This is a genomic window from Magnetococcus sp. PR-3 (assembly GCF_036689865.1).
Lineage (GTDB): Bacteria > Pseudomonadota > Magnetococcia > Magnetococcales > Magnetococcaceae > Magnetococcus.
In genome coordinates this window covers 1-649 of the sequence record NZ_JBAHUQ010000078.1, presented here as the reverse complement: position 1 = coordinate 649, position 649 = coordinate 1, and the positions used below count along the sequence as shown (strand labels likewise).

The window sequence follows — 649 nt, the reverse complement described above, 5'->3', positions numbered from 1 at the left end:
AATGCCACAAGACGCGCCCGGCTCCGATTGAAAAGTCTGGCATCCGTTGGATGGGCAATGTTCTTGGGCTGAACCGTTGTATCCACCGTTACCCGCTCAAGACTGGACAGTTTTAGCGCGCCAAACTGAAGGCCAAGGCTTATGGTCTCCTCCAACAGTTGCTCAAGCCCCTTCTTACCAACCCGCTTGCGCCACTTGGATAGACCACTTCGCGCGATGGGTTTCTCATGGGTAAAGAATGTGGTGCCACACAGGTATTGCCAGTATGGATTCTCTGGCCAGTGATTGACCACATCATCTTCAGAGAGCCCATACATGGATTGAAGCAGGGTCAGCCCAACCATCATCCGTGTGGAGTTGGCTGGGCGGCCAATGTCGGTATAGAGCGGTTCAAACCGATCTTCCAGACCTTTCCAATCCACTCGGTCAGCCAGTTTCACCAGTTCGTGGCTGGGATCGACCATATGCTCAAGACGGGGGCGAAATAGATCCCCCTGGGGATCGGGGCGGGTGCGGCGAGGCTTCATTTTTCCATCCTGAAATTGCAAGCTTTTGAGCCAGTAAAACAGCAAAACTTGCAATCCAGTATACTTCAAAAAGAAGCGCTTCTCACACGTTTACATGAGGTTAAATGATATAGAACGATCGA

General features: G+C 51.6%; 1 protein-coding gene. It reads right to left on the bottom strand.

The window, feature by feature from the left end:
* Positions 1–527, bottom strand: a 527-nt coding sequence (locus V5T57_RS20605) for a transposase (protein WP_332893154.1), incomplete at its 3' end; no start/stop codon positions are given.
* Positions 528–649 lie beyond the last annotated feature (122 nt).